Source organism: Eubacterium sp. 1001713B170207_170306_E7 (assembly GCF_015547515.1).
In the GTDB taxonomy this organism is placed as follows: domain Bacteria; phylum Bacillota; class Clostridia; order Eubacteriales; family Eubacteriaceae; genus Eubacterium.
The window spans coordinates 196,981-222,963 of the sequence record NZ_JADMVE010000007.1 but is presented as its reverse complement, the minus strand read 5'-3'; the positions used below and the strand labels follow the sequence as shown (position 1 = coordinate 222,963).

Annotated in this window: 20 protein-coding genes and 1 riboswitch; of the genes, 6 read left to right on the top strand and 14 right to left on the bottom strand. The window is 50.7% G+C overall.

The genetic code is table 11. The annotated features are described in order from the left end of the window. The first annotated feature begins 93 nt into the window (after window positions 1–93). Window positions 94–1,038 carry a DMT family transporter gene (locus tag I2B62_RS17005; protein ID WP_195270230.1) on the top strand — a complete coding sequence of 315 codons (945 nt, stop codon included), beginning with the start codon at window positions 94–96 and terminating at the stop codon, window positions 1,036–1,038. 96 nt (window positions 1,039–1,134) lie between these two features. On the opposite strand, the gene I2B62_RS17000 is transcribed toward I2B62_RS17005, so the two are convergent. The 13 genes from I2B62_RS17000 to I2B62_RS16940 all read right to left on the bottom strand — a co-directional run bounded on the left by I2B62_RS17000 (window position 1,135) and on the right by I2B62_RS16940 (window position 18,145). Beyond that, window positions 1,135–1,815, bottom strand: coding sequence for a putative ABC transporter permease (locus tag I2B62_RS17000; RefSeq protein ID WP_243259577.1), 681 nt, complete (start codon window positions 1,813–1,815; stop codon window positions 1,135–1,137). Between the two features lie 94 nt (window positions 1,816–1,909). After that, window positions 1,910–3,940: a ferrous iron transport protein B gene (gene feoB / locus I2B62_RS16995; RefSeq protein WP_195270228.1), complete on the bottom strand. Its 2,031-nt coding sequence runs from the start codon at window positions 3,938–3,940 to the stop codon at window positions 1,910–1,912. 117 nt (window positions 3,941–4,057) lie between these two features. Then, window positions 4,058–4,282, bottom strand: a complete 225-nt coding sequence (locus I2B62_RS16990; RefSeq protein ID WP_013381339.1) for a FeoA family protein — start codon at window positions 4,280–4,282, stop codon at window positions 4,058–4,060. Between the two features lie 96 nt (window positions 4,283–4,378). Continuing rightward, the gene (uvrA, locus tag I2B62_RS16985) at window positions 4,379–7,195 is read right to left on the bottom strand and encodes an excinuclease ABC subunit UvrA (protein WP_195270227.1); all 2,817 of its coding nucleotides are present in this window, start codon (window positions 7,193–7,195) and stop codon (window positions 4,379–4,381) included. Beyond that, window positions 7,192–9,153 (bottom strand): excinuclease ABC subunit UvrB, encoded by a 1,962-nt coding sequence (gene uvrB, locus I2B62_RS16980; protein ID WP_195270226.1) that lies wholly within the window; start codon window positions 9,151–9,153, stop codon window positions 7,192–7,194. Before uvrB ends, uvrA begins: the two co-directional genes overlap by 4 nt. 140 nt (window positions 9,154–9,293) lie before the next feature. After that, complete coding sequence (locus I2B62_RS16975; protein WP_243129363.1) at window positions 9,294–10,514, bottom strand: S41 family peptidase; 1,221 nt, start codon at window positions 10,512–10,514, stop codon at window positions 9,294–9,296. A gap of 98 nt (window positions 10,515–10,612) precedes the next feature. Beyond that, window positions 10,613–11,884: a peptidoglycan DD-metalloendopeptidase family protein gene (locus I2B62_RS16970; protein ID WP_195270225.1), complete on the bottom strand. Its 1,272-nt coding sequence runs from the start codon at window positions 11,882–11,884 to the stop codon at window positions 10,613–10,615. Window positions 11,885–11,906: 22 nt separating this feature from the next. Beyond that, window positions 11,907–12,824: a permease-like cell division protein FtsX gene (gene ftsX, locus I2B62_RS16965; protein ID WP_096920439.1), complete on the bottom strand. Its 918-nt coding sequence runs from the start codon at window positions 12,822–12,824 to the stop codon at window positions 11,907–11,909. Next, complete coding sequence (gene ftsE, locus I2B62_RS16960) at window positions 12,814–13,503, bottom strand: cell division ATP-binding protein FtsE (protein WP_096920438.1); 690 nt, start codon at window positions 13,501–13,503, stop codon at window positions 12,814–12,816. The genes ftsX and ftsE overlap by 11 nt, the downstream gene beginning before the upstream one ends. A 518-nt stretch (window positions 13,504–14,021) precedes the next feature. Continuing rightward, window positions 14,022–15,203 carry a methionine adenosyltransferase gene (metK, locus tag I2B62_RS16955; RefSeq protein ID WP_195270250.1) on the bottom strand — a complete coding sequence of 394 codons (1,182 nt, stop codon included), beginning with the start codon at window positions 15,201–15,203 and terminating at the stop codon, window positions 14,022–14,024. A gap of 118 nt (window positions 15,204–15,321) precedes the next feature. Further along, window positions 15,322–15,417: riboswitch (SAM riboswitch) on the bottom strand. A 77-nt stretch (window positions 15,418–15,494) separates the two neighbouring features. Continuing rightward, a complete protein-coding gene (locus I2B62_RS16950; protein ID WP_195270224.1) occupies window positions 15,495–16,727 on the bottom strand; it encodes an aminopeptidase P N-terminal domain-containing protein in 1,233 nt (410 codons plus the stop codon). A gap of 124 nt (window positions 16,728–16,851) precedes the next feature. Further along, entirely contained in the window at window positions 16,852–17,649 is a 798-nt protein-coding gene (locus I2B62_RS16945; protein ID WP_195270223.1) for an HAD family hydrolase, read from the bottom strand. 4 nt (window positions 17,650–17,653) lie between these two features. Then, a complete protein-coding gene (locus I2B62_RS16940) occupies window positions 17,654–18,145 on the bottom strand; it encodes a small multi-drug export protein (protein ID WP_195270222.1) in 492 nt (163 codons plus the stop codon). A gap of 224 nt (window positions 18,146–18,369) precedes the next feature. Between I2B62_RS16940 and I2B62_RS16935 the strand changes: the two genes are divergently transcribed. The 5 genes from I2B62_RS16935 (at window position 18,370) to I2B62_RS16915 (ending at window position 24,161) form a co-directional block, all read left to right on the top strand. Continuing rightward, window positions 18,370–19,080: an ATP-binding protein gene (locus I2B62_RS16935; RefSeq protein ID WP_195270221.1), complete on the top strand. Its 711-nt coding sequence runs from the start codon at window positions 18,370–18,372 to the stop codon at window positions 19,078–19,080. A gap of 54 nt (window positions 19,081–19,134) precedes the next feature. Continuing rightward, complete coding sequence (locus tag I2B62_RS16930; RefSeq protein ID WP_195270220.1) at window positions 19,135–19,821, top strand: response regulator transcription factor; 687 nt, start codon at window positions 19,135–19,137, stop codon at window positions 19,819–19,821. Then, the gene (locus tag I2B62_RS16925) at window positions 19,821–21,623 is read left to right on the top strand and encodes an ATP-binding protein (RefSeq protein WP_195270219.1); all 1,803 of its coding nucleotides are present in this window, start codon (window positions 19,821–19,823) and stop codon (window positions 21,621–21,623) included. Before I2B62_RS16930 ends, I2B62_RS16925 begins: the two co-directional genes overlap by 1 nt. Next, window positions 21,610–22,758, top strand: coding sequence for a hypothetical protein (locus tag I2B62_RS16920; protein WP_195270218.1), 1,149 nt, complete (start codon window positions 21,610–21,612; stop codon window positions 22,756–22,758). The genes I2B62_RS16925 and I2B62_RS16920 overlap by 14 nt, the downstream gene beginning before the upstream one ends. Before the next feature lie 134 nt (window positions 22,759–22,892). Continuing rightward, window positions 22,893–24,161 (top strand): hemolysin family protein, encoded by a 1,269-nt coding sequence (locus I2B62_RS16915; RefSeq protein WP_195270217.1) that lies wholly within the window; start codon window positions 22,893–22,895, stop codon window positions 24,159–24,161. Between the two features lie 54 nt (window positions 24,162–24,215). On the opposite strand, the gene pyk is transcribed toward I2B62_RS16915, so the two are convergent. Continuing rightward, a complete protein-coding gene (gene pyk / locus I2B62_RS16910; protein WP_195270216.1) occupies window positions 24,216–25,958 on the bottom strand; it encodes a pyruvate kinase in 1,743 nt (580 codons plus the stop codon). Between the last annotated feature and the right edge of the window lie 25 nt (window positions 25,959–25,983).

Below are 25,983 nucleotides of genomic sequence, written 5' to 3'. Positions count from 1 at the left end.
GCAGGCCTTTTTTACTTTTTTGACCCCTTGTTTTTCCCCGGATTATGGTGTATGCTTGTGCTGTTGGGAAGCATTTATATCGTTGGAGGAAAAATGAAAAGCTTAAAAGGAAATTTGTTTATCATACTCTCGGCCTGTATCTTTGGCTTTACACCGATCATGGGGAAAATCACCTACCTTAACGGCAGCAATTCCATCATGCTGACTTTTTTAAGGACCTTTTTCTGTGTACCGGTTTTATGGCTTATCCTCAAGCAGCAGAAGGTGTCCTTTAAGCTGACCAGAAGCCAGCTCAGGCAGCTTCTGATCATCAGCTTTATCGGTTCCGCAGTCACCACCCTCATGCTGTACCAGTCCTATAACTATATTCCGGTGGGCACTGCCACCACCCTGCACTTTGTCTATCCGGTGTTTGTGGCCCTGGGCGCCATTCTGATCTTTAAAGAGCATCTGACCAAACCCAAGATACTGGCCCTGGTCATCGCCACGGCCGGCATCAGTTTTTTTATGGGCGGCAAAATTGAGGGCGGCCTGCTGGGGATCCTCCTGGCCCTGGTTTCCGGCCTGACCTATGCCTTTTATATCCTGTATCTGGATAAAAGCAGTCTTTTAGAACTGCACCCCCTCAAGCTGTCCTTTTACATCAACCTGTTTGTGGCCGGCTTTGTCTTTATCTACGGCCTGTTCACCGGCACCCTGACTCTTGCCATCACCCCTATGGGCTGGCTGCTCTCCTTTCTGGTGGCCATGCTCTGCGGCTTTCTGGGCATTACCCTGTTCCAGCTGGGCGTCAAGCTGTCCGGCGGCACCACAGCCGCCATTCTCAGCATGTTTGAGCCCATCACCAGCGTGGTCTGCGGCATCATCTTTCTGGGAGAACCCGTTACGCTGAAAAGCGTGCTGGGCTGTGTGCTGATTCTGACCGGCGTCACCATATTGACGGTCTTTAAGGAAAAGGCACCGGAATATGAAGGCCTTGACCTCAAAACGCCAGAGCCAGGCTTGGGCCTGGAACCAAACCGGGAAATCGAAAACTGACGGCGGACCGCCCGAAACCAACGCCCAAAAAGCCCCTGGCTTTTGATTGAGCAGCCGCTTCATCAAAAGTCAGGGGCTTTTTTTATGGTGCCTTTGCTAAAGGATCATATTCGGGTAAATCTTCCGCATAAAATCGTCAGGATAGGTCTTATCCAGAAATTCCTCAAAGGCATTGTCCGCCTTCACGCCGTGGTCACGCTGGTCCCAGCGCTGAACCGCCAGGGCGGAGATCGCCATGTTAAAGACCATAAACACCACCAGCACCCAGGTCAGCACTACCCCCACCTTATTGGGGATTTTTTCGATCCATCTGGAGAAATACGGGTAAATATCCTTTACCCACAAAAGCCCCAGAAGCCCCCAGAACAGGCCGTACAGCAGGCAGGTGCGCCCGCCGATGTTAAGGGGCAGATTGCTGTAATCCCAGGACACGGTCCCCATAAAATACTGCTGAAAGGCCGAACAGAGATACTCGAAGCCTGAGCCGATAACCATACTGAAAAGAAAGATGATCAGGTCTCTTTTGTGGGCCAGGGGCCTTAAAACAATGGTCAGCACCACGGCCCCAAAGCCGTAGACCGGGTTAAGGGGACCGTAAATCAGACCCGACCGGCTCTCAATCAGGCCATGCTGGGTGACAAAGCAGAAAATCATTTCAAGAATCGTCCCTAAAAAACAGCCGATCATAAAAATCCAGAATAATTTATAAAAATTCAAGCCCGCCGCAAAGGAGCGGCCGCCTGAATCGTTTTGGGCAGATGCCTGTGTCTTTTTCATGGTTTCCTCCATTTTGCTTTTATATTGCTATGATTATATCTACCCAAAGATGCTAAAGTGTTAACAAAAAAAGCGGCCCAGGGCCGCAGATAAATCAAATAAACAGGCTTCCGACCTGATAAACCAGCATGGAGATCAGATAGGCGGTACCCGTCTGGTACAAAATGGCAAAGCCAAAGGTTTTCCAGCTTCCCAGCTCCTTTTTCATGGTCGCCAGCGCCGCCATGCAGGGCGAGGCCAGAAGCACAAACAGGATAAAGCTGTAAGCCGAGAGCGGGGTGAAAATCTGTCCCAGCGCCATGGTAAAGCCGCCGTCAAAGGTACTGGTCAGAACACTCATGGTACTGATGATCATCTCCTTGGCCGCGATGCCGGACAATACCGAAACGCTGGCCACCCAGTTGCCAAAGCCCAGAGGGGCAAAAACCGGGGCGATGATTTTGCCAAAGGTTGCCAGAATGCTTTCATCGGCATTGGCGGTCATCTGGAAATCCGTGCCGAAATTCTGGAGAAACCACAGAATAACCGAAGCCGCGAAGATAATGGTGCCGGCCCGCACGATAAATTCCTTCACACGCTGCCATACCTGGGTGACCGTGTTTTTAAGCACCGGCAGGCGGTAGGGCGGCAGCTCCAGCAGATAACCGGAATCCTGCCCCTTAAACACCGTCTTGGATAAGACCACACCCGAGACAAAAACCACCAGCAGGCTTACGATATATAAGGAAAAAACCATGACCGACTGGGCCTTTGAGAAAAAGGCCGACGCCATAAGCACATAGATCGGCATCTTGGCCCCGCAGGAAATAAAAGGCGTCAGGATAATGGTGAGCTTGCGCTCCCGCTCATTCTCCAGGGTCCGTGTCGCCATAATCCCCGGCACCGAGCAGCCAAGCCCCACCACCATGGGGATAAAGGATTTTCCTGAAAGGCCGAATTTCCGGAACACACGGTCCATCATAAAGGCCACCCGCGCCATGTAGCCGCTGTCCTCCAGCACAGAGACGAAGATGAACAGCACGGTAATCTGTGGGATAAAGGTCAGCACCGCCCCCACGCCGGTAATGGCCCCCTCGGTGACCAAAGCGATGAGCCACGGGGCCACGTTCAGCCCCTCCATGAAGCCCGTTACACCCGGAATCAGCGTCTCGCTGATAAAGCCCTCGATCAAGCCCGTGGTGCCGTCTCCCACCACATTGATGGATACAAAGTAAATGATGAACATAAAGACAAAGAAAATGGGCAGGGCTGCGTAGCGGTTCATCAGCACCCTGTCCAGGCGGTCCTCAAAGGCCAGATGGCTCTTGCCGATCTTTTTCGTCGCCTTTGCCACCTGGCCGGTGATAAAACGGTAGCGGTAATCCGCGATGGTGCTGTCCACATCCTGTCCGCTGATCTCGTGGATCTTTTCCCGGGCGTCGTAAATATCCTGATCCAGGCCAAAGCAGTCCCCCACCTTTTTCAGGATTTCCTCATCCTTTTCAATGAGCTTGATGCTTCTGAACAGCTTTGGATAGCCGGGCAGAATATCCGGGTAGGACCGCTGTACCAGGTTGTCGAAGTCCATGATGGCCGCTCCGATCCGGTCTGGAAAAACCGGACGGAATTCCGGTGTTTTTCCGGCTTTCCGGTCCTCCTCCAGCTTTTTCTCAACCGCCTTGATCAGCGCCTCAATGCCCACCCCTTTTTGGGCCGATATCTCCACAAATGGGAAGCCAAAGCCTCTGTTCAGGGAATGAAGGTCCAGCTTCAAGCCCTTTTTCTCAACGATGTCCATCATGTTCAGCACACCGATGATGGGAATCTTCAATTCCATCAGCTGGGTGGTCAGGTACAGGTTCCGCTCGATGTTTGACGCGTCTAAAATATTGATGATCAGGTCCGGCGGTTCATTCAGCAAAAAATCCCTTGACACGATCTCATCCATCGAATAAGGCGCCAGCGAATAAATGCCGGGAAGATCCACCAGGGTGATCTTGTCCGTGGTATTTCGCAGGTCCCCCTCCTTTTTTTCAATGGTGACGCCCGGCCAGTTCCCCACATACAGATTGCTTCCGGTCAGGCTGTTAAATAGGGTGGTCTTTCCAGAGTTCGGATTTCCCACCAGTGCAACACGATAATTCATAAAATACTCCTCGGTTTTTAGGATGTCACATAAAACTAACTTACCCTTACAAGAGAAAAACCACCTTAAAAAAAGGCGGTTTTTGTGATTTAATATTTATTTTGACTCTTAAAACAATCAGGCGATCAATATATTTTCAGCATCGTTTTTGCGCAGGCTCAGTGCATAGCCTCTAAGGTGAATTTCAATCGGATCTCCAAAAGGCGCTACCTTATCGACCATGACCTCAACACCGGGGGTTACGCCCATATCCATGAGCTTGCGGCGCATGAGGCCCTCCACCGAAATTGTATCAACCACACCTGATTCACCAGGTCTTAAATCCTTCAATGTTGTTTTCATCTTTATCACCCACTGTCTGTTAAACTCTTTTGTTAGCTTTATTATACTTAATTAGACAGTACCTGTCAACGCATTTCGTGAAAAGATCGGTAATATTTAGTATTTTTTATGTAAAATCTTAGCCAGATACTGCCCCGTGTAGGATTTCTTCACCTTGGCGACTTCCTCAGGGGTGCCGGTGCACACCACCATGCCGCCGCCGTCGCCGCCCTCGGGTCCCAGATCAATAATATGGTCGGCAACCTTAACCATATCCAGCTGATGCTCAATGACCACCACGGTGCTGCCCGTATCGGCCAGACGCTGCAATACGTCGATCAGCCTCGAGACATCGGCCATATGAAGCCCGGTGGTCGGTTCATCCAGAATATAGAGGGTGCGGCCCGTATTGCGCTTTGAGAGCTCAGTGGCCAGCTTGATCCGCTGGGCCTCCCCGCCGGAAAGCTGTGTGGACGGCTGTCCCAGCTTCACGTAGCCCAGGCCCACGTCATACAGCGTCTGCATTTTATTGCGGATATTGGGCAGATGCTCGAAAAACTTCAGGGATTCCTCGACCGTCATATCCAGCACATCGGCAATGTTCTTGCCCTTGTACTTGACCTCCAGGGTTTCGCGGTTATACCGCTGCCCGTGGCAGACCTCGCAGGGCACATAGACGTCGGGCAGGAAGTGCATCTCGATTTTGAGGATGCCGTCGCCGCTGCATTTTTCACAGCGGCCGCCCTTCACGTTAAAGCTGAAGCGGCCCTTTTTATAGCCCCGGGCCTTGGCCTCGGGGGTCTTGGCGAAAAGGTCCCGGATCATGTCGAACACGCCGGTATAGGTGGCCGGATTGGACCTTGGCGTCCGGCCGATGGGTGACTGGTCAATGGCGATAACCTTGTCGATCTCATCCAGGCCTTCGATGCTTTTGTATTTTCCGGGCTTCTTAAAGCTGCGGTATAGCTTCTGGGAAGCGCCCTTGTATAAAATCTCATTGACCAGCGTACTCTTTCCGGAGCCGGAAACCCCCGTGACACAGATAAACTTGCCCAGCGGGAAGGACACGTCAATGTTCTTCAGATTATTCTGGGTCGCGCCCTTGATGGTGATGGCCGTGCCTTTACCGGCCCGGCGCTCCTTTGGCACCGCAATCTGCTTTTTACCGCTCAGGTACTGGCCGGTAATGGAGTCCGGTGCCTTCTTGATATCCTCAACCGTCCCCTCGGCAATGATCTCGCCGCCGTGAACGCCAGCGCCCGGGCCGATGTCCACAATCCAGTCCGCTTCCTCCATGGTTTCGTCATCATGCTCCACCACCACCAGGGTATTGCCCAGATCGGTGAGGCGGCGCAGGGTTTTCAGCAGCTTCTGGTTATCCCGCTGGTGCAGGCCGATGCTGGGCTCATCCAGCACATAGAGCACCCCCACAAGACCGGAGCCGATCTGGGTCGCCAGGCGGATACGCTGGGATTCGCCGCCGGACAGGGTTCCCGCGGCCCGGGACAGGGTCAGGTATTCCAGGCCAACATCCTGTAAAAATTTCAGGCGGGCGTTGATCTCGATAAAAATCTGTTCGCCAATCATCTGTTCCGTTTCCGTGAGCTCCATGTCTGAAAAGAAGCCTAAAAGCTCCCTGACCGACATATCGGTCAGATCGATAATGTTTTTGTCCTGCACGGTGACCGCAAGGCTGGTGGGGTTCAGGCGTTTTCCCTTGCACTTCGGACAGGGGATTTCGGACATGTACTTGTCGATAAGGCTGCGCATGCCCTCGGAGTGGGTTTCCTGATAGCGGCGCTCCATATTGTTGACAAGGCCTTCAAAGGTGGTCGTATAGGTGCCTGAAAACTTGCCCTCGTACTCAATTTCCAAAATTTCGTCCGAGCCGTAAAGCAGCTCCTGAAGAAAGGCCTCCGGCGCTTCTGTCAGGGGCTGGTCCAGGGTAAAGTTGTATTTTTTCGCAATGGCACGTATGAGGTTGACCATGATTTTCGAGTCGTTCTTCAACCCGAAAAACTTGATGGCCCCCTGTTCCACGGACAGGCTCTTATCCGGGATCAGCAGATCCGGGTCAATCTCCTTATGAAAGCCAAGGCCGTGGCACTCGGGGCACATCCCGAAGGGGTTGTTAAAGGAAAAGGTCCGGGGCTCCAGAGTATCCATGGCAATGCCGCAGTCGGGACAGGACAGCTTTTCGCTGAAAAGCTGCTGTTCGCCGCCGATTATGTCGCAGATTACCAGACCGTTGGCCAGGTGCAGGGCTGTCTCGATGGAATCGGTCAGGCGCTTGGTCATGTTTTCCTTGCTCTTAAGGCGGTCAACTACGACCTCGATGCTGTGCTTCTTATTTTTTTCCAGCTCGATGTCCTCACTGGTCTCTCTGGCCTCACCGTCCACGATCAGGCGCACATAGCCTTCTTTTTTCAAATGGTCCAGTAGTTTTTTGTGCTGTCCCTTTTCGCCGCGCACCACGGGCGCCAAAATCTGGAACTTGGTACCGGGCTCCAGGGCCTGGACCGTGTCCACGATCTGGTCCACACTCTGGGACTCAATGACCTTGCCGCATTTTGGGCAGTGCGGGATACCGATCCGGGCATAAAGCAGACGGAAATAATCGTATATTTCCGTCACGGTCCCCACGGTGGAGCGGGGGTTGCGGTTGGTGGTTTTCTGGTCAATGGAAATGGCCGGCGACAGGCCGTCAATGCTTTCCACGTTGGGCTTTTGGGTCTGTCCCAGAAACTGTCTGGCGTAGGCGGAGAGGGACTCGACATAGCGTCTCTGCCCCTCCGCGTAAATGGTATCAAAGGCCAGCGAGGATTTGCCCGAGCCGCTCAGGCCAGTCAGCACCACCAGCTGGTCCCTCGGTATTTTGACATTAATATTTTTAAGGTTGTGCTCTTTGGCACCCTTGACATCTATGTATTTCATTTATTTCCTTTCAATTCTTTAATCCGGTCACGCAGGGCCGCGGCCTTTTCAAACTCAAGATTTTCCGCGGCGGCCAGCATTTCTGCTTCAAGGTTCATGAGCTCAGCCTGTACGTCCATCACTTCGTCTTCCACCACATAGGATGCCTGATCCTCGGCCACCTTTGTGACCTCGAGGGAATCGCGGATTTCCTTATGGACCGACTGCGGTACAATACCGTGGGCCTCGTTAAATTCGCTCTGAATCTTGCGGCGGCGGTTGGTTTCGCTGATGGCGTAGTCCATGGATTTGGTGATCCGGTCTGCGTACATAAGCACCTTGCCCTCCACATTTCTGGCCGCCCGGCCAATGGTCTGGATCAGCGAGGTTTCAGATCGCAGGTAGCCTTCCTTATCCGCATCCAGAATCGCGACCAGTCCAACCTCTGGCAGGTCCAGCCCTTCTCTTAAAAGGTTGATGCCCACCAGCACGTCAAACTCGCCCATGCGCAGCTCCTTGAGGATTTTTGTCCGTTCGATGGTGTCGATATCGGAGTGCAGGTAATTGACCCGAATGCCGTTTTCCTTGAAATACTGGGTCAGATCCTCGGCCATCTTCTTGGTTAAGGTGGTCACCAGCACCCGGTTGCCCTTTGACACTGTCTCATTGATCTCACCCATCAAATCGTCGATCTGTCCCTTGATGGGCCGCACAAAGATTTCAGGATCAATGAGGCCTGTGGGCCGGATAATCTGTTCGACGGTTTGTTCGCTGTGTTCTTTTTCATATTTACTCGGCGTGGCCGAGGTAAAGACCATCTGGTTGATCTTGCCCTCAAACTCCTCAAAGTTAAGGGGGCGGTTATCATAGGCCGAGGGCAGCCGGAAGCCGTAATCCACCAAATTCTGTTTTCGGGCCCTGTCGCCCGAGGACATGCCGCCAATCTGCGGAATGGACACGTGGGACTCATCCGCGAACATTAAAAAGTCCTTTGGAAAATAGTCGATCAACGTATAGGGCGGCGCGCCCGGGGGCGAGCCGTTAATATAGCGCGTATAGTTCTCAATGCCGTTACAGTAGCCCATCTCCTTGAGCATCTCAAGGTCATAGTTGGTCCGCTGCAGGATACGCTGGGCCTCGACCAGCTGGTTGTGTTCGGTAAAATAATCGTAGCGGTCGGCCAGCTCGTCGCGGATCCCCTTGATGGCCACCTCCAGCTTTTCGGGCGTGGTGGTGTAATGCGACGCGGGAAAGATGGATACGTGGCTGAGCTCACCGGTAATCTCGCCCGTGATGGTGTCAATCTCGGTGATCCGGTCGATTTCATCGCCGAAAAATTCCAGGCGCACAGCCTTTCCCGACGATGCCGCTGGATAGATTTCCAGAATATCGCCCCTTACCCGGAAGTTGTTACGCTCAAAGGCGATGTCGTTGCGGGTATACTGGATGTCCACCAGCTTCCGGATTACCGCGTCGCGGTCCTTTTCCATGCCCGGACGCAGCGAAAGCACCAGATTTTCGTAATCGATGGGGCTCCCAAGTCCATAAATACAGGACACGCTGGCCACCACGATCACGTCACGGCGCTCGAAAAGAGCCGCTGTGGCCGAGTGGCGCATTTTATCAATCTCATCATTGATGGAGGAATCCTTCTCAATGTAGAGATCCGAGTGCGGCACGTAGGCCTCCGGCTGGTAATAATCATAATAGGATACAAAATACTCTACTGCGTTTTCCGGAAAAAAGCTCCGGAACTCGTTGGCGAGCTGTGCCGCCAGTGTTTTATTATGGGCGATGATCAGCGTCGGCTTCTGGACGGCTTCGATCACCTTGGCCATGGTATAGGTTTTCCCGGAGCCGGTGACACCTAAAAGGGTCTGAAATTTGAGCCCTCTGTCAATGCCGTCGGCCAGCTCCCGGATCGCTTTTTCCTGGTCGCCCTTTGGTTCATAGTCGGATACTACTTTAAATGGTTTCATTCAATCACCTTTGTAACCCTTCAATCCAAGAAACATGTGTTCTCTTATTGTACCACTTTTGCCGTTTTTGTCAATGGGAATCAGTTCAATATAGCAGAAAAAAGGATCGAAGTTTTAAAACTCCGATCCTCCCCTCCTTTTTACTTGCCTTTTAAAATCTCAAGCGCCTTCTGAAGCTGTGAATCCTGATCTTCCGGGACATTCAGCGTATTCTTGTAGGCTTCGTTCTGCTCAACCACCACGTCGGGCGTCAGGCCCTTTTCGTTAATGTTGCGGCCGTTCGGGGTAAAATATTCCGCATTGGTCAGCTTATAGCCGCTGTTATCCTTGAGCGGAACCACCTCCTGAACAATGCCCTTACCGAATGTTTGTGTTCCTAACAGCTGTCCGGCCCCAGTATCCTGGATGGCCCCGGACAGAATCTCGGAGGAACTGGCGGTCCCTTCGTTGACCAGCACGATGATTGGCAGATCCAGCTTCACCTCGCCGGTCGAGGTGTAGTCCTTCCGGCTGCCGTTTTTGTCAACTGTGTAGACCACTGTCGTGTCCCCCAGCAGACGGTCTGCCACTGCCACCGCGGAGGTAACGACACCGCCGCCGTTGTAACGTAGGTCGATGATCAGTCCGCTGATATTCTGGCTCAAAAGATTTTCAAGCTCTGCGTTAAAATCCTCTGAGGTCTTGTTGGTAAATTCAGAAATCGAGATATAGCCAATACCGTCGATAACGCTGGACTCAACCGTCGGGGTGTCAATGCTCTTTCTGGTCAGGTTATAGGTTTGTTCCTGCCCGTCCCGCAGCACCGTGACTTCCACCGCCGTTCCCGGATCGCCGCGCATCAGGCTCACGGTATATTCCGAGCCCTTTCCGCTGACATCCTCGCCGTTTACCCTGACGATCTTATCGCCGATCTGCATGCCTGCATCGCCCGCCGGGGTGTTTTTATATGGTGTGACCACCGTGGTCGTGCCGCTCTCATCCTCGGTTACCACCACGCCGATGCCGCTGTAGGTGCCCGTGGAGCTTTCCATCAGCTTCTGAAATTCTTCCTCGGTATAGTAACCGCTGTAGGGGTCGCCGGTGGCCTCAAACATGCCCTTCATGGCCCCTTCCATCAGGGTTGTGTCATCCATATCCTTGTAATATTCCTTATCGATGTGCCCCTTTAAGCTTACCAGCTTTTTAAGTCCATCGGCCATTTCTGTGCTGTCAACATTTAAAATCACCTTATTGCCCAGCGCCACGCCGGCGCCGGTTGTCAGGCAAAAAGTTAAAATATTTGTGACAATAAGCGCGATTACCGCTATAACGATAAACTTTTTTCTCTGCCCTTTATCCATTGTCAATCCTTTCAAATCCATTCTATTCTATACTCACCTGAAAAGAATACACTAAAAGCCTTAAAGAAACAATAAAAAAGGAAAGAATCAGACGATTCTTTCCAAATTCTGTCTTTATTTTAATAATAAATGTAATCCCACGGGTCAACTGAAGTGCTATTGTTTAACAGATAGGTCAGATGCAGGTGTGGTCCGGTGGAATTTCCGGTGCTGCCCACATAACCGATGATATCGCCCTGGTTGACACGCTGGCCATAGGATACGTTATAACCGCTTAAATGCCCGAATAACAGGGTATCGCCATTGTCCATGGCCACCATGATACAGTTGCCGTAGCCCCCGTTCCAGGATGCCATCGTGACATAACCGCCAGCCGGCGCGTGAATCGGTGTGCCGGTGGAGGCGGCGATGTCCATGCCGCCGTGGTTGGTGGAGCCGATCCCGTTGGTATCAGACGCCGGACGGTAGCCAAACCAGCTGGTGATGGTGTAGTTGCCCGGTAATGGCCACATAAAGCCGCTGGATACCACGACGTTGCTGCTGCCGCCGGAGGAACCGCTGTCCTCACTGCTGCCGCCGCCGGAGGAACCGTTTTGGGCTGCCTCTTCCGCTTCCCGCTGCTGTCTTTCAGCTTCTTCCTGCGCCAGACGCGCTTTTAACGCTTCGGCTTCCTGCTGCGCGATGACCGCCAGTTCGGCATTGGCCTGATTCAGAATTTCATCCTGTTTGTTGACTTCCGCCTGGTATTGCTGAACCACCTGCTGGTTCTTGGCCAACAGCTCATCCTTCTGTGACTTTATGCTCTGCTGGCTTTGCAAAGCGGTTTCCTGGTCGGCCTTTGCCTGTTCGACCTGGGTTTTGTTGGATTCAATGGTTTCTTTTTTCTCCTGTACCTCCGCACGGGTTTTTTCCAACGCGGTTGCACAGTCCTTATCGGCCTGTACGATGGATTTCATCATATCCGCCTTGGCGATAAAATCCGCAAAGTCGGTGGCTGAGAAAAGCACCTGCATATAGCCTTCGTTTCCGTACATGTACATGACACGGACACGCTCTTTTAATTCTTCTTCCTGTTTCGCCTGTTTTTCTTCAGCCGCTTCCAGTTCTGCCGTGGTTCTTTCCAGATTAGCGGTCAAATCACTGATCTGGCCATCCAAGGTATTGATCTGACCGTTGATCTTATCCATCTCTGCGTTGGCCTTGCTGATTTCAGCCTGAATCCCCTCGATGGTGTTCTGGGTCATGTCCACCTGGTACTGGGCAGCCTCTTTTTTTGCAGTCGCGTCGTCTTTTTGCTGCTGCAGTTCATCCTTTGTGGCTGCGTAAACCGGAGAAATAAATATTGATAAACAAAATAATGCCGTTACAATTAAAGAAATTTTCTTCTTCATTTTCTGAAGTCCCCTCCTGTTTTTATACGTCTAAGAATTTTCGGATCGCGAACACACTGCCCACCGCACCGATCACAACACCATAAACTGTAAAGAAAAAGATCAGCTGACCCATTACCTGATCCGGTGTCGCCAGTGCCGAGGTCATCGGAAGCAGTACACTGCCGCCGAGCATGCCCAATATATAGTAATAAGCCAAACGCACGATCATCACCGCCACGACAGCCGCGATGAGTCCCAGAAAAGTTCCCTCCAGGACAAAGGGCGTTCGGATATAAGCGTCGGTCGCGCCGACGTATTTCATGATACCGATCTCCTTCCGGCGCGCGAACACCGTGAGCTTGATGGTATTATAAATTAAAAACAATGAAATAACCGACAGAACAATCAGCACAACAATGCTCATGGTATTGGCGAAATGGTTAAAGTTCAGCAGCGCGTTAATGTATTCCTCGCCGTATTTGACATATTCCACCCCTTTGTCCTGATAGGTCAGCGCAAAGGCCTTGACATCGTCCATGCTTTCCGAGTCCTTTACCTGAACGATAAAAGAGGCGGGCATGGGGTTGTTCTCGGAACTGAAATCACTGAGAAGGCCGGTATAGTCCTCCAGTGAGCTTGAAAAGTTTTGCAGGGCCTCATCCTTTGTTTCAAAGCGAACCTCCGAAATAAGCGGATTAGCCTTCAGGTCCCGCTCCAGGTCGGCGCGCTGTTCCTCGGTGTAATCTACCTTCAGGAAAATTTTCATTTCCAGCTGAGACTCCACATTCACCGTCGCCTGGCGGATATTGATGGTAAGCACCAGAAAGATTCCCAAAATGATCAGCGCCGCAATGATGGAAAAAACAGCCGCAATACTCATAAGACTGTTTCGCTGCATGCTCTGTGCTGTATCGCGAAGGATCGTCCGGGGCATGGTTTTCCAGTGATTACTTCGCATTGCGGTACCGCCCTTTGACGTCATCGCTGGCAAGATAGCCATTTTCGAGGGTCAGAACCCTCTTTTTCATAATATTTACCATTTCACTGTCATGGGTTACCACCACCACCGTGGTGCCATGCTTGTTAATTTCTTCCAGAATACGCATAATATCACGCGATGTTTCCGGGTCAAGGTTCCCTGTCGGTTCATCACAGATCAAAATGCTGGGGTTATTGATAATGGCCCTGGCGATAACAACACGCTGCTGCTCCCCGCCGGAAAGCTCATTGGGATAGTGGTTTGCCCGGTGCGAAAGCCCGACCATTTCCAGCGCCAGAGGCACCTTCTTGCGGATCTTGCGCTCGGGCCGGCCAATGATCTCCATGGCATAGGCCACATTTTCATAGACACTTTTATTCTCAAGCAGCCGGAAGTCCTGGAAAACCACCCCCAGCTTTCTTCTCAGATACGGAATCTCTTTTTTGGAAAGCTTGGAAATATCGTGGCCCTTGATCTTAACCGTGCCCATGCTCGCGTCGATTTCACGAAGCAAAAGCTTGATAAAGGTAGACTTTCCGGCGCCGCTGCGGCCAACCAGAAATACAAATTCACCCTTGTCGATAAACAGGTTTACATTTTTTAAGGCGTCTTTTTCATTTTTATCATACGTTTTTGTAACATTTATAAATTCAATCATTCAATCATCTTCCTAGCAGCTTGGTCTTTTGGCAGTTGCCAATGATGCTGTACCGTTTATTTTATACTTTTTAACGCACAAAAACAAGATTTTCTATCCAAGTTTTATCTAAAAGTATTCAAATTATTACTCGAACGCATTAATTATACACAAAATGGTCGCACCTTGCCTTAATTTTTTGATACTTTATAGCCCTTTTAAGAAACAAAAAGATAAAGGATCACAACTTTTCAGCTGTGATCCTCTCATCATGCAAAAAACAAAGAAACGGAGCCTTTTACCTAAGGAAGAGAAAAGCGTCCTGCGGCGGTTATACCGGCACCTGCATCTTCTTTTCGAAAGTTGACACTTTAGCTCTCCGGTGTCCGGCTGCTCCGGTAACGCGATACGATTCCTGGCCGTTTACCGCGGCGCCTGGACCTTTTTTCTTATCTGGATAAAAGGCGCAGTCCCCGGCCGCACCCTTTTTGCAGCCTAAAAATAAGGATCACAACTTTTCAGCTGTGATCCCCGGTCTTTTAAGCCTCTGCTTTTAATTTTTCGGCAACGTCGGTTTTTTCCCACGGTAAATTCAGATCGTCTCTGCCAAAATGGCCGTAGGCCGCAACCTGCTTGTAGATTGGTCTTCTCAGGTCAAGGTTTTTGATGATGGCAGCCGGTCTTAAATCAAAATGCTTTTTCACCAGCTCCGCAATCCTGTCCTCAGCCACCTTGCCGGTTCCAAAGGTATCGACAAACACCGATACCGGCTCAGCCACACCGATGGCGTAGGCCAGCTGAACCTCGCATTTATCAGCCAGGCCTGCCGCCACAATGTTTTTAGCCACATAACGGGCCGCGTAGGCGGCCGAACGGTCAACCTTTGTCGGATCCTTTCCGGAGAAAGCGCCGCCGCCGTGGCGGCCATATCCGCCGTAGGTATCCACGATAATCTTACGTCCGGTTAAGCCGGCGTCCCCCTGTGGTCCGCCGATAACAAAGCGGCCGGTCGGGTTGATGAAATATTTGGTGTTTTCATCTAAAAGCGCCGGATCGATCACTGGCTTGATGACCTTTTCGATCATGTCCTCGCGGATGGTGGCCGCGTCCACATCGGCGCTGTGCTGAGTCGAGATAACCACTGTATCTACCCTGGTGGGCACACCGTCGTTGTATTCAACCGTCACCTGAGATTTTCCATCGGGTCTCAGATAATCCACAACGCCCTCTTTGCGCACGTCCGAAAGCTTTTTGGTCAGCTTGTGGGCCAGCGAGATGGGCATGGGCATGAGCTCGGGGGTTTCGTTGCAGGCAAAGCCGAACATCATCCCCTGGTCGCCGGCGCCGGTCGCCAGGTCTTCCTCCGCAAGCGTGCCTTCCTTGGCTTCAAGAGCCTTGTCAACGCCCATGGCAATGTCCGAGGACTGTTCGTCGATGGAGGTTAAAACCGCGCAGGTTTCACAGTCAAAACCGTATTTCGCGCGGTCATAGCCAATGCCGCGGATGGTTTCCCGGACAATTTTGGGAATATCCACATAACAGTTGGTCGTAATTTCACCGGCCACTAAAACCAGGCCGGTCGATACAGACGTTTCACAGGCAACGCGGGCCATTGGGTCCTGTTCGACGATTGCGTCCAGCACCGCGTCAGAAATCTGGTCACAGATTTTATCCGGATGGCCTTCAGTAACAGATTCTGAGGTAAATAATTGTTTCATTATTCGCTCCTTAAAAATAGTATTGTCGTAATTCTATTTACCCTTGAGAAAGATCACAGATTTTTTTAAATCCTTAAATAAAAATAACCCCATGCGCGCATGGGGTTTGATTCGTTCAAAAACCCCATCATTACAGTTTGACTGCAGGTATTGGCACCATGCTCACGCTGGTTGCCGGGTTTCATCGGGCCTGTCCCTCCACCTCTCTGGATAGGTAAATATTCAATTACTTGTACTAGGATAAACCTACAGGGCTTTTTTGTCAAGCCCCTTTCTTGGAAAAAACCAAACGGCTTATGGATTCATCCGCTTTTCAATCGCGTCAATATCCTTTGGAATCTGCGGCGACAGGTTTTCCGGTCCCTTTTCTGTGACAAGGATATCGTCCTCAATCCGCACGCCCATGCCCATTTCCGCAATGTAAAGCCCGGGCTCGCAGGTGAGGACCATGCCCGGCTCCAGGATGTATTCCCGCTTATCATTGGTGTCGTGGGTATCCAGCCCCAGTGAATGGCCGATACCGTGGTAATAGAATTCATTGATGTCCTTATTTTGGGGCACAATGTTGTTTTTTAAGCATTTTTCAAGGAAAATATCTTTAGTAGCCTGTTGGATATCCAGCATTTTCATACCCGGACGGTACATCGGGATCAGCTCCCGCTGGGCTTCCAGAACCATATTGTAGACCATGGCCTGTTCATCGGTATATTTTCCTGAAACCGGGAAGGTCCGGCTGATATCGCCGCAATAGCCCTTGTACCGGGCCCCCAGGTCCAGAAGCACCATGTCGCTGCCCTTCATGGCCGCCTGATTCTTAATGTAGTGCAGCACCGTGGCGCTTTTGCCCGATGCCGCAATGGTCTGGAAGGAAACACCCTGGGCGCCCAGCATATTAATGGTGTACTCAAAAACTGCCTGAATCTGGTATTCCTTCATATCCGGCTTCAGATTTTCCAAAATGGCGTCAATGCCCTTGGCGGTTATTTCAATGGCGTCACGCAGGGCTTCTATTTCCTCCGGCTTTTTAATCAGCCGCATGGCGGTCAGGTGGGGCTGTAGGTTCTGCAGCTCCATATCCGCAAAAAGCAGCCTGACCTGGGGATCGCTGGTGGCAAAGCTCTGGTGTTTCGGCATGGTAAAGTCAAAGTACAGGTTGTCGAAATGGGTTTCCTGAAGAATACAGGGCTCCAGCGCGGAATTATAGCGCACCTCCTCCACTCCGGAGCACCTTGCCGCTTCCTCTTTACTGATCTTAGCCCCCACCCATTTTTCTTTAAAGGGGTCCGGCTCATCAATGAACAGGCGTTCCGAGACCTCGCCGTTGGCATCCTTTTCCATCAGAAGGGTTACATTCGGCTCCTCGATCCCCGTCAGATAATAAAAGTTATTATCGGTGTAAAAGGGATAATCCGCGTCCAGGGACTGCTGGACCGCCCGTCCGGAATAAATAATCGCCAGGCTCTCCGGCTCCAGCTTTTCGCCTAATTCCCTGCGGGTTTGTCTATAAAAATTCTGTGATAATGGCATTTTCACACTTCCTTTTTGATTATTTTGTCACTATGGTCTATTGTAAACATAAAAAAGACCAAATTCAATACTGAATTTGATCTTAAATCAAAAGAGCCGCCGCGCTTCACAGCACCCCCTGCCGTCACAATACATATTTTTCCAGAAGCCAGGCCACACCGTCCTCATCGTTGGTTTTTTCGCCAACGACATCGGCGTGCCGCTTAACGCGGTCCATGGCATTCTTAACCGCCATGCCCAGTCCCGCGCCCTCAATCATCGGAAGATCATTTTCACTGTCCCCAATGCAGACCATTTCCGCCGCCGTAATCCTGTAGAGCCCTGCCAGCTCTCTTAAGGCCGCCATTTTGTTCAAGCTCTTCATGGTGATTTCCATGAGGTTGCGCCCCGCGTGAAAGGTAATGGTCCCGTCACACCGAATCGACCGGATCCGCTCGAGCTCTTCCCCGGACTGATAGGAAAACACAAACTTCAGGGCGTCCTCGATTGCCGAAAGATCCTCCAGCCTTTCAATATAAGGCCGGCGGACACCGGGCACCTTTCCGTAAACCTGGCACAGAGGCTGGTCCGGTATATCGTAAAACATGTTATGGCTCGTGGCCACAAAGCAGGGCACCCCAAGCTCCCGGGTCTGGCTTAACACACTGAGATACCGCTCCCGGTCGATGGCGCCCATGACCTTTAAAATTTCATCTTCGTTAAAAATGGTTCCGCCGCCATCGCCAACGTGGTATTCTTTTTCAAGCTCCAGCCCAATACTTTTGATAAACACCAGCTGCGATTCATTGAACCGCCCGCTCGCTGTAACCACCCGGATTCCCCTGTCCATGCACGCCCTTAAGGCCTCCCGGTTTTTATCGGTAATCCGTTTGTCTGTTGTCAAAAGGGTGTCGTCGAGATCAAGGGCAATCAGACGAACCATGCCATCATCCCCCCACTGCCATGAGCCCAAGGGCACACAGGGTTGTCACGATCACACCTGCGATGGCCGACCCCAGAATAACGGACAGCATGCCGCGCTTAAAGTCCATCTCGATGAGAGACGCGGCCAGGCAGCCTGTCCAGACGCCGGTTCCCGGAAGCGGAATCGCCACAAAAATCATCAGTCCGAAGAATTTATACTGTGTGATCTTCTGAGATTTTTTCATGCCCCGGGTGTGCAGCCAGTTGGCAAAGGGGCCAAAAACCTTTGTGCCGCGCATCCATTTTAAGACCGCCGGTAAAAACAGCAGAATAAAGGGCGCGGGAATAATACTGCCAATCCAGGATAACAGAAACACCTGCAGGTAAGGCATGTGCAGCACCAGGGTCCCCCACGGTATCGCACCTCTGAGCTCAACAATCGGGATGGCCGAAATAATAAAAACCTCCAGCCAGTCGGGTAAAAAAGCAAAAAAATTAATAATCGCCTGGGACATTCGTTTCTCCTTTGTTTTTAATCATCTTTATCAAAGCTTAGGCATCTTCAGTACTGGAAGATGCAGTTAAAAATTATATCATTAATTTCGATCCGAAACAACTATAAAGGTAACGGACAAGCTTTCCATAAGTTTTATTTTTGGCTGAAAAACCTGTACAAAGTTTGTCTTTTCCCCTGTATAATGGTAAAATACCAGTAGTTTATTTTATTAAAGGAGACATCATGAAAAAGATCCTCGGACCTTTAAGAAGAGCAGTTGAAAAATACGAAATGATACGCCCCGGCGACCGCATCGCGGTGGGCCTGTCCGGCGGTAAGGACAGCACCGCGCTACTGGTTGCCATGAAGCGTTTTCAATATTTCTCACCAGTTCCCTTTGAACTGGAGGGTATCACCCTGGACATGGGCTTTGGCGGCATGGACTTTGAACCGCTGATCCAGCTCTGCGCCGGGCTGGACATTCCCTACACCATCAAAAAAACACAGATCGGCCCCATTGTTTTTGAGGCCCGTCAGGAAAAAAATCCCTGTGCCCTCTGTGCCCGGATGAAACGCGGCGCGCTTCACGATCTGGCCATTGAACGGGGCTGCCGCAAAATCGCCCTCGGTCATCACGCCGATGACGCCATCGAAACCTTTTTCCTGAGCCTGTTTTATGAAGGCCGCATCAATACCTTCTCGCCGGTAACCTACCTGGACCGGAAAGACATTACCCTGATCCGTCCCTTAATTTTTGTTAAGGAAAAGGATATAATCTATAACCCCGAGGTAAAGGAACTGCCGGTTATCAAGAGCACCTGTCCCGCCGACGGCCATACCAAACGCGAGGACATGAAGGATATGATGAAGGCGCTCCGAAAAACCATTCCCGAGCTGGATGACCGCATCCTGAAGGCCATCCAGAATAAGGAACAGTTCCACCTGTGGTTCTGACCATTTTTATAACCCATTACACCATATGATACTTATATATAGAAGGAGAACAGCATGAACGAAAAAATTTTAGTTGTCGATGACGAAGCCGCTATCGTAGATTTAATCAAAATGGAGCTTGACTTTGAGGGCTATCAGGTAGAGACTGCCTACGATGGCCAGGAAGCCATTGAAAAGGCCCAAAACTTTGAGCCGGACCTCATTGTCCTGGACATCATGCTGCCAAAGGTCAATGGCTATGATGTCTGCAAAACCCTGACACCCATGATGGATGTTCCCATCATTCTCCTGACCGCCAAAACCGATATTATTGACAAGGTTCTGGGACTTGAGCTGGGCGCCGACGATTACCTGACCAAGCCCTTTGACAACCGTGAGCTTCTGGCCCGTATCAAGGCCCATCTGCGCCGCGCCACCAAGGCTCCGGCCGCCAAAAAGACCGATGCCGTGATCAAAAATGGGCCGCTCAGCATCATGCCGGATGAACGGACGGTTCTGCTCGACGGTGAGGAAGTGCACCTGACACCAAAGGAATTCGATCTTCTGTACCTGCTGGCCTCCAACCTCGAACAGGTTTTCCCCCGGGATACCCTGCTGGAAAAAATCTGGGGCTATGATTATTACGGCGACACCCGCACGGTTGACATGCATGTCCAGCGTATCCGCCGTAAAATTGACACCCAGCCCAATAAATTTATCCAAACCGTTTTTGGGATCGGATATAAAATGAGGAAAATCTGATGCAAATGACCTACCGGGGGCGAATGATTGTTTACAACATCGCCCTCTTTATCGCGACCTTTATCATTGTTATTTTCTGCGTTATCCAAGGGGTTACCTACTACTATATCAACCAGGCAAAGGATCGTCTTGGTGTCATGAGCCAGGATGCGGTGCTCTACATCGGGCAGGAGCTCAAGGCCGCCTCCTCCGAATCGGCCGACGAAACCCGCTATATCGACAACAGTCTGGCCTTCAGCAAAAGCATCGCCCAGCTTGAAAACAGCCGGGTCATTCTTTTTGACGCGGCCGGCAACGCCATCGCCGACTCGGTCTCCATCCCTGATAACCAGTTCCTCAGCAATGAAATCGAGCTCTCACGCCAAAAGGACAGCCCGGTTATGACCCTGAAAAACATTGACCACGTCAGTGTTCTTTATTATGTGTCGCCAATCCGGATTGACAATAATTTCCTTGGCTATATCGGTTTTATCTATTCCCTGGACAATATGGATTCCTTCCTCAGCCTGTGCACACTTTTGTTTGTTATCGGCGGGATTCTTGGGCTGACCATTCTGGTAGTGGTTACCCTGTCCTTTTCAAAGCATTTTGTCCAGCCCATCAAGGATCTGACCCGTATCTCAAGCGAGATCAACAAGGGGAACTACAACGTCATGGTGCACTACAGCCGGGATGATGAAATCGGGGATCTCACCCAGGTTTTTAATAAAATGTCACAGAACGTCAACAATGTGATCCTTCAGCTGGAGTCCGAGCGCAAGCGCCTCGCCAGTGTTCTGGCCTCTCTTGACGACGGCTTGCTGGCCATTGACAAAGAGGGCAACATCATCACGTCCAACTCCTATATAAAGACCTATTTTAACGTGTCCAACCCCAAAACGATCTATGACTTCCAGTACCAGTCCTTCCTCCGGGACATGTTCGATGACCTCAAAAACGGCAAGGACCATATATCTGAGGAAATTGACTGCAATGACCGCAACCTGCTGATTATCGGCAGCCCTATCCGGGAAGCGGGTTATGAAGAAAACTATATGATCATCATCCGTAACGTCACTGCCACCAAGCAGTTCCAGAACGAGCAGAAGAAATTCATCAGCTCTGTTTCCCACGAGCTGCGGACGCCGCTGACCACCATTATCGGCTACACCGACATGCTCACCCGGAGACAGGTCGTCGACCCGGAAATTCTGAACCGCTCCTTAACGACCATCAACCGCGAAGGCCACCGCCTGCTGCGCCTTGTCGACGATTTGCTGAATGTGAACCAGTTTGATAAAATCGAGTTTGACGTCAAAAAGGCCAATCTGGACCTGCATGCCCTGCTCATCGACGTTGTGGATCAAATGCAGATCAAATCCGGCCAAAACGATATTGAAATCAACTATAAATCCGATGAAAACCTGCCGGAAATACTCGGAGACTACGACCGGCTTCAGCAGCTTTTCATCAACGTCCTGCACAACGCCATCAAATACTCCGACAAAGGGGATATTATCGACGTGGTTTCCACGCGTGAGGATGGCAACATCGTCGTCTCAATCCGCGACTACGGGGTTGGTATCTCCGATGTGGAAAAGAATCGCATCTTCAATGCCTTCTACCGCGTAGATGAAGACCGCGCCCGCAGCGAAGGCGAGGGCGGCGCCGGACTTGGCCTGTACCTGGTAAAACAGATTGTTGAAAAGCACAACGGCTCTATCCGCGTCGACAGTCAGGTCGGCGAAGGGACTAATGTGATCGTAACCCTGCCTGTTATTGAAAAAGCACTTGCCGGAGGTGAAGAAAATGAAAAAGAATAGATGGATCGCCCTGCTTTTACTTCTCACGCTTCCCTTTTTCCTCAGCGGCTGCAGAAGCTTTCTGGTGCCGCAGGATAAACCGCTTGCCCTTAACAACTCCCTGCTTCAGCAGAAAAATCCACAGAGTAAAATGGAGATTCTGTCCTTTGAAAGCATTGGAAGCGGGACGGTTCAGGATATATCCTATGACGGCAGCACGCTTCTGCTGCTCAACACCACCGAGGCGCCGCCCATCACCTACAACATTAATCTGCTCAAGGTAAGCGAGAACGAAAACCAGCTGTCCAGCTTTGTCAATTCCGAAAAGCACCAGCTTTCAGCCAAATTTGACGAATACGCCAAAGGCGTCTTTTATGTGGAAAAGGGCCTGGACACCGGGGGTGAAAAATCCTCAAACCAGCTTATCTGGACCTCCATTGACAAGAGCGTAACCAAAACCATTTCCTCGCCCGAGGAAAATGTCCACTCAAACATCTGCACGGTGGACGAAAACAGCGTTATCTACAGCAACAGTAATAATCAGATCGTCGTGGCAACCTCGGACGGCAGCCGCCGTGTTTACCACACCGTCCGCGGCATTCCCGTTCATGATATCCAGTACTATCCCAAAAATAACGCGGTGATCTTCACAGGGACAGATCCGACCGACGATCAAAAAATAAACCTCTATATGTCCGATATAAAGGACGGCAGTGACGAGCTCAGCTCTACCCTCATCGACGAAAATGTCATCAATTTTGACCTTAACCGTCAAAACGGCAGCATCATCTATACCCAGAGCTACGGCGATTCCAACCGGATCATGAATTACAGCATCAGCAAGGGAACCCAGGCGTCTGTTATCAGCGAGGGGAATTTTACTTCAGCGGTTTTCACTCCCAATGGAGAAAAAATCCTGTACACACAGTTTTCCAGCATCAATACCAAGTCGTCCCAGTCCATCTGGATCATGGACGAAAATGGAAAGAACAAGCTTCAGATATCAGCGCCCCTGACCCTGACGTCGGCCATTATCGCCCATCCCTATAAATCCACCATCTATTTCTCCATCGAGAAAAAAAAGGACGCGGCCGCCACCGACGCCAAGGGACAGCCCATTTCGCAGCTCTATAAAATTGACTATAACATTAATTAGCCCTAACGCCCGGTACCGCAGCAGCGCCCGGGCGTTCTCTTTATAAAGATGCGCACGTTTTTAACAAAAGAAGCAGGAATTATGGTATAATAGCCATATATTGACCAATACATTTCAGGAGGAAAATTTATTTTATGGACAGTAGCAGTCTCATAATGATGTTTGTGCTCGCACTGCTTATTTTAATGTCGGCTTATTTTTCAGCCACCGAAACGGCCTTTTCAACCTTTAACAAAATCCGCATGAAAAACATGGCGGCTGAAGACAATAAAAAAGCTGCGCTTGTGTTAAACATCAGCAAAGACTACGACAAAATGCTCTCAACCATTCTCATCGGCAACAATATTGTGAATATTACCTCGGCATCGCTGGCAACCGTCCTTTTCACCAAATATTTCGGTGACCTGGGCGTGACGGTCTCCACCGTGGTAATGACCGTTCTCGTTTTGATTTTTGGGGAAATCTCCCCCAAGAGCATGGCGAAAGAGCACCCTGAGAAATTTTCTATTTTTTCAGCGCCGATATTAAATTTTTTTATTTATCTTTTAACGCCCCTGACCTTTATCTTTTCCCAGTGGAAAAGACTGCTCTCAAAGTTTCTCAAATCCACAGACGGCCCCAGCATTACCGACGAAGAGCTGAAAACCATTGTGGACGAAGCCCAAAGCGAAGGGGTGCTGGATGCGCATGAGGGCGAGCTGATCCGCTCCGCCATCGAGTTCGACGATCTCAGCGCCGGGGACATCGCCATTCCCAGAGTCGACATTACCGCCATCGACCTTGAAGAAACACCTCTGGACGAAATCGAACGCCTCTTTTTAACCACCGGTTATTCCAGACTCCCGGTCTATATCAAAAGCATTGACAATATCGTCGGCATGATCCATGAGAAGGATTTTCATACACTGATCAACCATGATATTCCCTCCATTCAGGGCATTGTGGCCGATGTGGTATACGCCAGCGAAAACATGAAGATCTCTACCCTGCTGCGGCTGCTGCAAAAGTCCAAAACTCACATGGCCATTGTCGCCGACGAGTTCGGCGGTACCTTTGGACTGGTCACCCTTGAGGATATCCTTGAGGAGCTGGTGGGCGATATCTGGGACGAGCACGATCAGATCGTGGAGGTTTTCAAACCCCTGGATGATCAGACCACCCTGGTTTCCTGCCATGCCAACCTCATTGATATGTTTGAATATTTCAATATCCCGTTTCAAAACAAAGACCTTGATTCCAATACGGTTAACGGCTGGGTGGTTGATCTGCTTGGCCATATACCAAAGGTCGGCGACACCTTTTGCTATGAAAACCTCACCGTCACCATCACAAAGGCCAGCTTAAAGTGCGTTCTGGAAATTAAAGTCGTGCGCCTTGAAGAGGATTTGCCGGCAGAGGCATAACCCTATAAAAAAAGAGCCTGAACAGGCTCTTTTTTAAATTCTTTTTGGATTTTATTAAACCATGCGCACCTTACCCTGATAGACCATGCCGCGCTTCGGATCGATGGAGATCAGCTTGCCGTGCCCGATAATTTCAAGGGCCTTTTCAACCCCGACTATAACCGGAATATTGTAGTGTAATCCCGCGATGGCGCCCTCTGAGCTCAGGCCACCTTCCTCAGTGATGATGGCTGCCGCTTTGTCCAGAATCCAGGAAATTTCAGGCGACAGGGATTTAACAACCAGAATATCCCCTTCCTTGAACTCGGAGGCATTATCCTCGCTGATCAGCTTCGCATAGCCAGTCACAGGCTTATCGCCGATACCGGTACCGCTCATGATCGCATTGCCCACAGTATGGACTTTGATCATATTGGTATTGCCCTGTACGCCAAGCGGCACGCCGGCCGCCACAACGGCCAGATCGCCAATCTTGACAACGCCCAGCTCTACGGCTGCCTGTACTGAGTCGTGGACCATGGAGTCGGTATCCCGGAGCTCTGGCATATACATACAGTAAACGCCCCAGGAAAGGGTTAAACGGCGGACCGTGGATACTTTATCGCTGACAGCCAAAATTGTGCATTCAGGACGGTATTTGGACAGCATACGCGGTGTATGACCGGAAGAGGTGGCCGCGATAATGGCTGTCGCGTCCAGATTCGCCGCAATCTGTACTGCTGCTTCACTCACGGCATTGGTAATGGTAAGCTCACCGTGTTCTGGTTTTTGACGGTTAATATATTCTTCAGAGCGCTCGGTCTTTTCCACGATATTTGCCATGGTTTCGACCGCCTGTACCGGATAAGCTCCGGCTGCGGTTTCACCGGAAAGCATTACCGCGTCCGTACCGTCAAATACCGCGTTGGCGACATCGCCGACTTCGGCTCTTGTCGGTCTCGGGTTACGCATCATGGAATCCAGCATCTGTGTGGCCGTGATAACCGGCTTGCCCAGAAGATTACATTTTTTGATGATGCTCTTCTGTACCAGAGGCACTTCTTCGGCTGGAATTTCTACACCGAGGTCCCCTCTGGCAACCATAATACCATCAGAAACCGCTAAAATACGGTCGATCTTCTCAACGCCTTCGCGGTTTTCAATCTTAGAGATAATCTGAATATTTCCGCCGCCGTTGTTTTCAAGAACCTTACGGATCGCAATGACATCCTGGGGTTTACGCACAAAGGAGGCTGCGACAAAGTCGACCTTCTGCTTGATCCCGAAGATCAGGTCACTTTCATCCTTTGGTGTCAGCCCCGGAAGGTTGATTTCGACATTTGGAATATTCACGCTTTTTTTAGAGCCCAAAACACCGCCGTTTTCAATGCCGCAGTAGATTTCGGTTCCCTCGATGCGTTCAACATTCAGCTCGATCAGGCCGTCGTCAATCAGGATTTTATTTCCGACAGACAGGTCTTCCGGCAAGCCTTCATAGCTTACGCTGACGCGGTCTGCGCCTCCCTCGATCTGTTCGGAGGTCAGCACGATTTTATTTCCTGTTTCAAGGGTGACCTTGCCTTCCTTTAAGTCCCCGGTACGAATTTCAGGCCCTTTTGTGTCCAGCATCAACGCTACCGGAATGCTCAGCTCCTTACGCACTTCCTTAATCCGCTGAATTCTTGCCGCGTGCTCTTCATGGCTTCCGTGGGAAAAGTTTAAACGCGCTACGTTCAGCCCGCCCTGGATCATCTGTGTTAAAATCTCTTTTGAATCCGATGCCGGTCCAAGGGTACACACCATTTTTGTTTTTTTCATACGATTAAAACCTCACTTTATATTA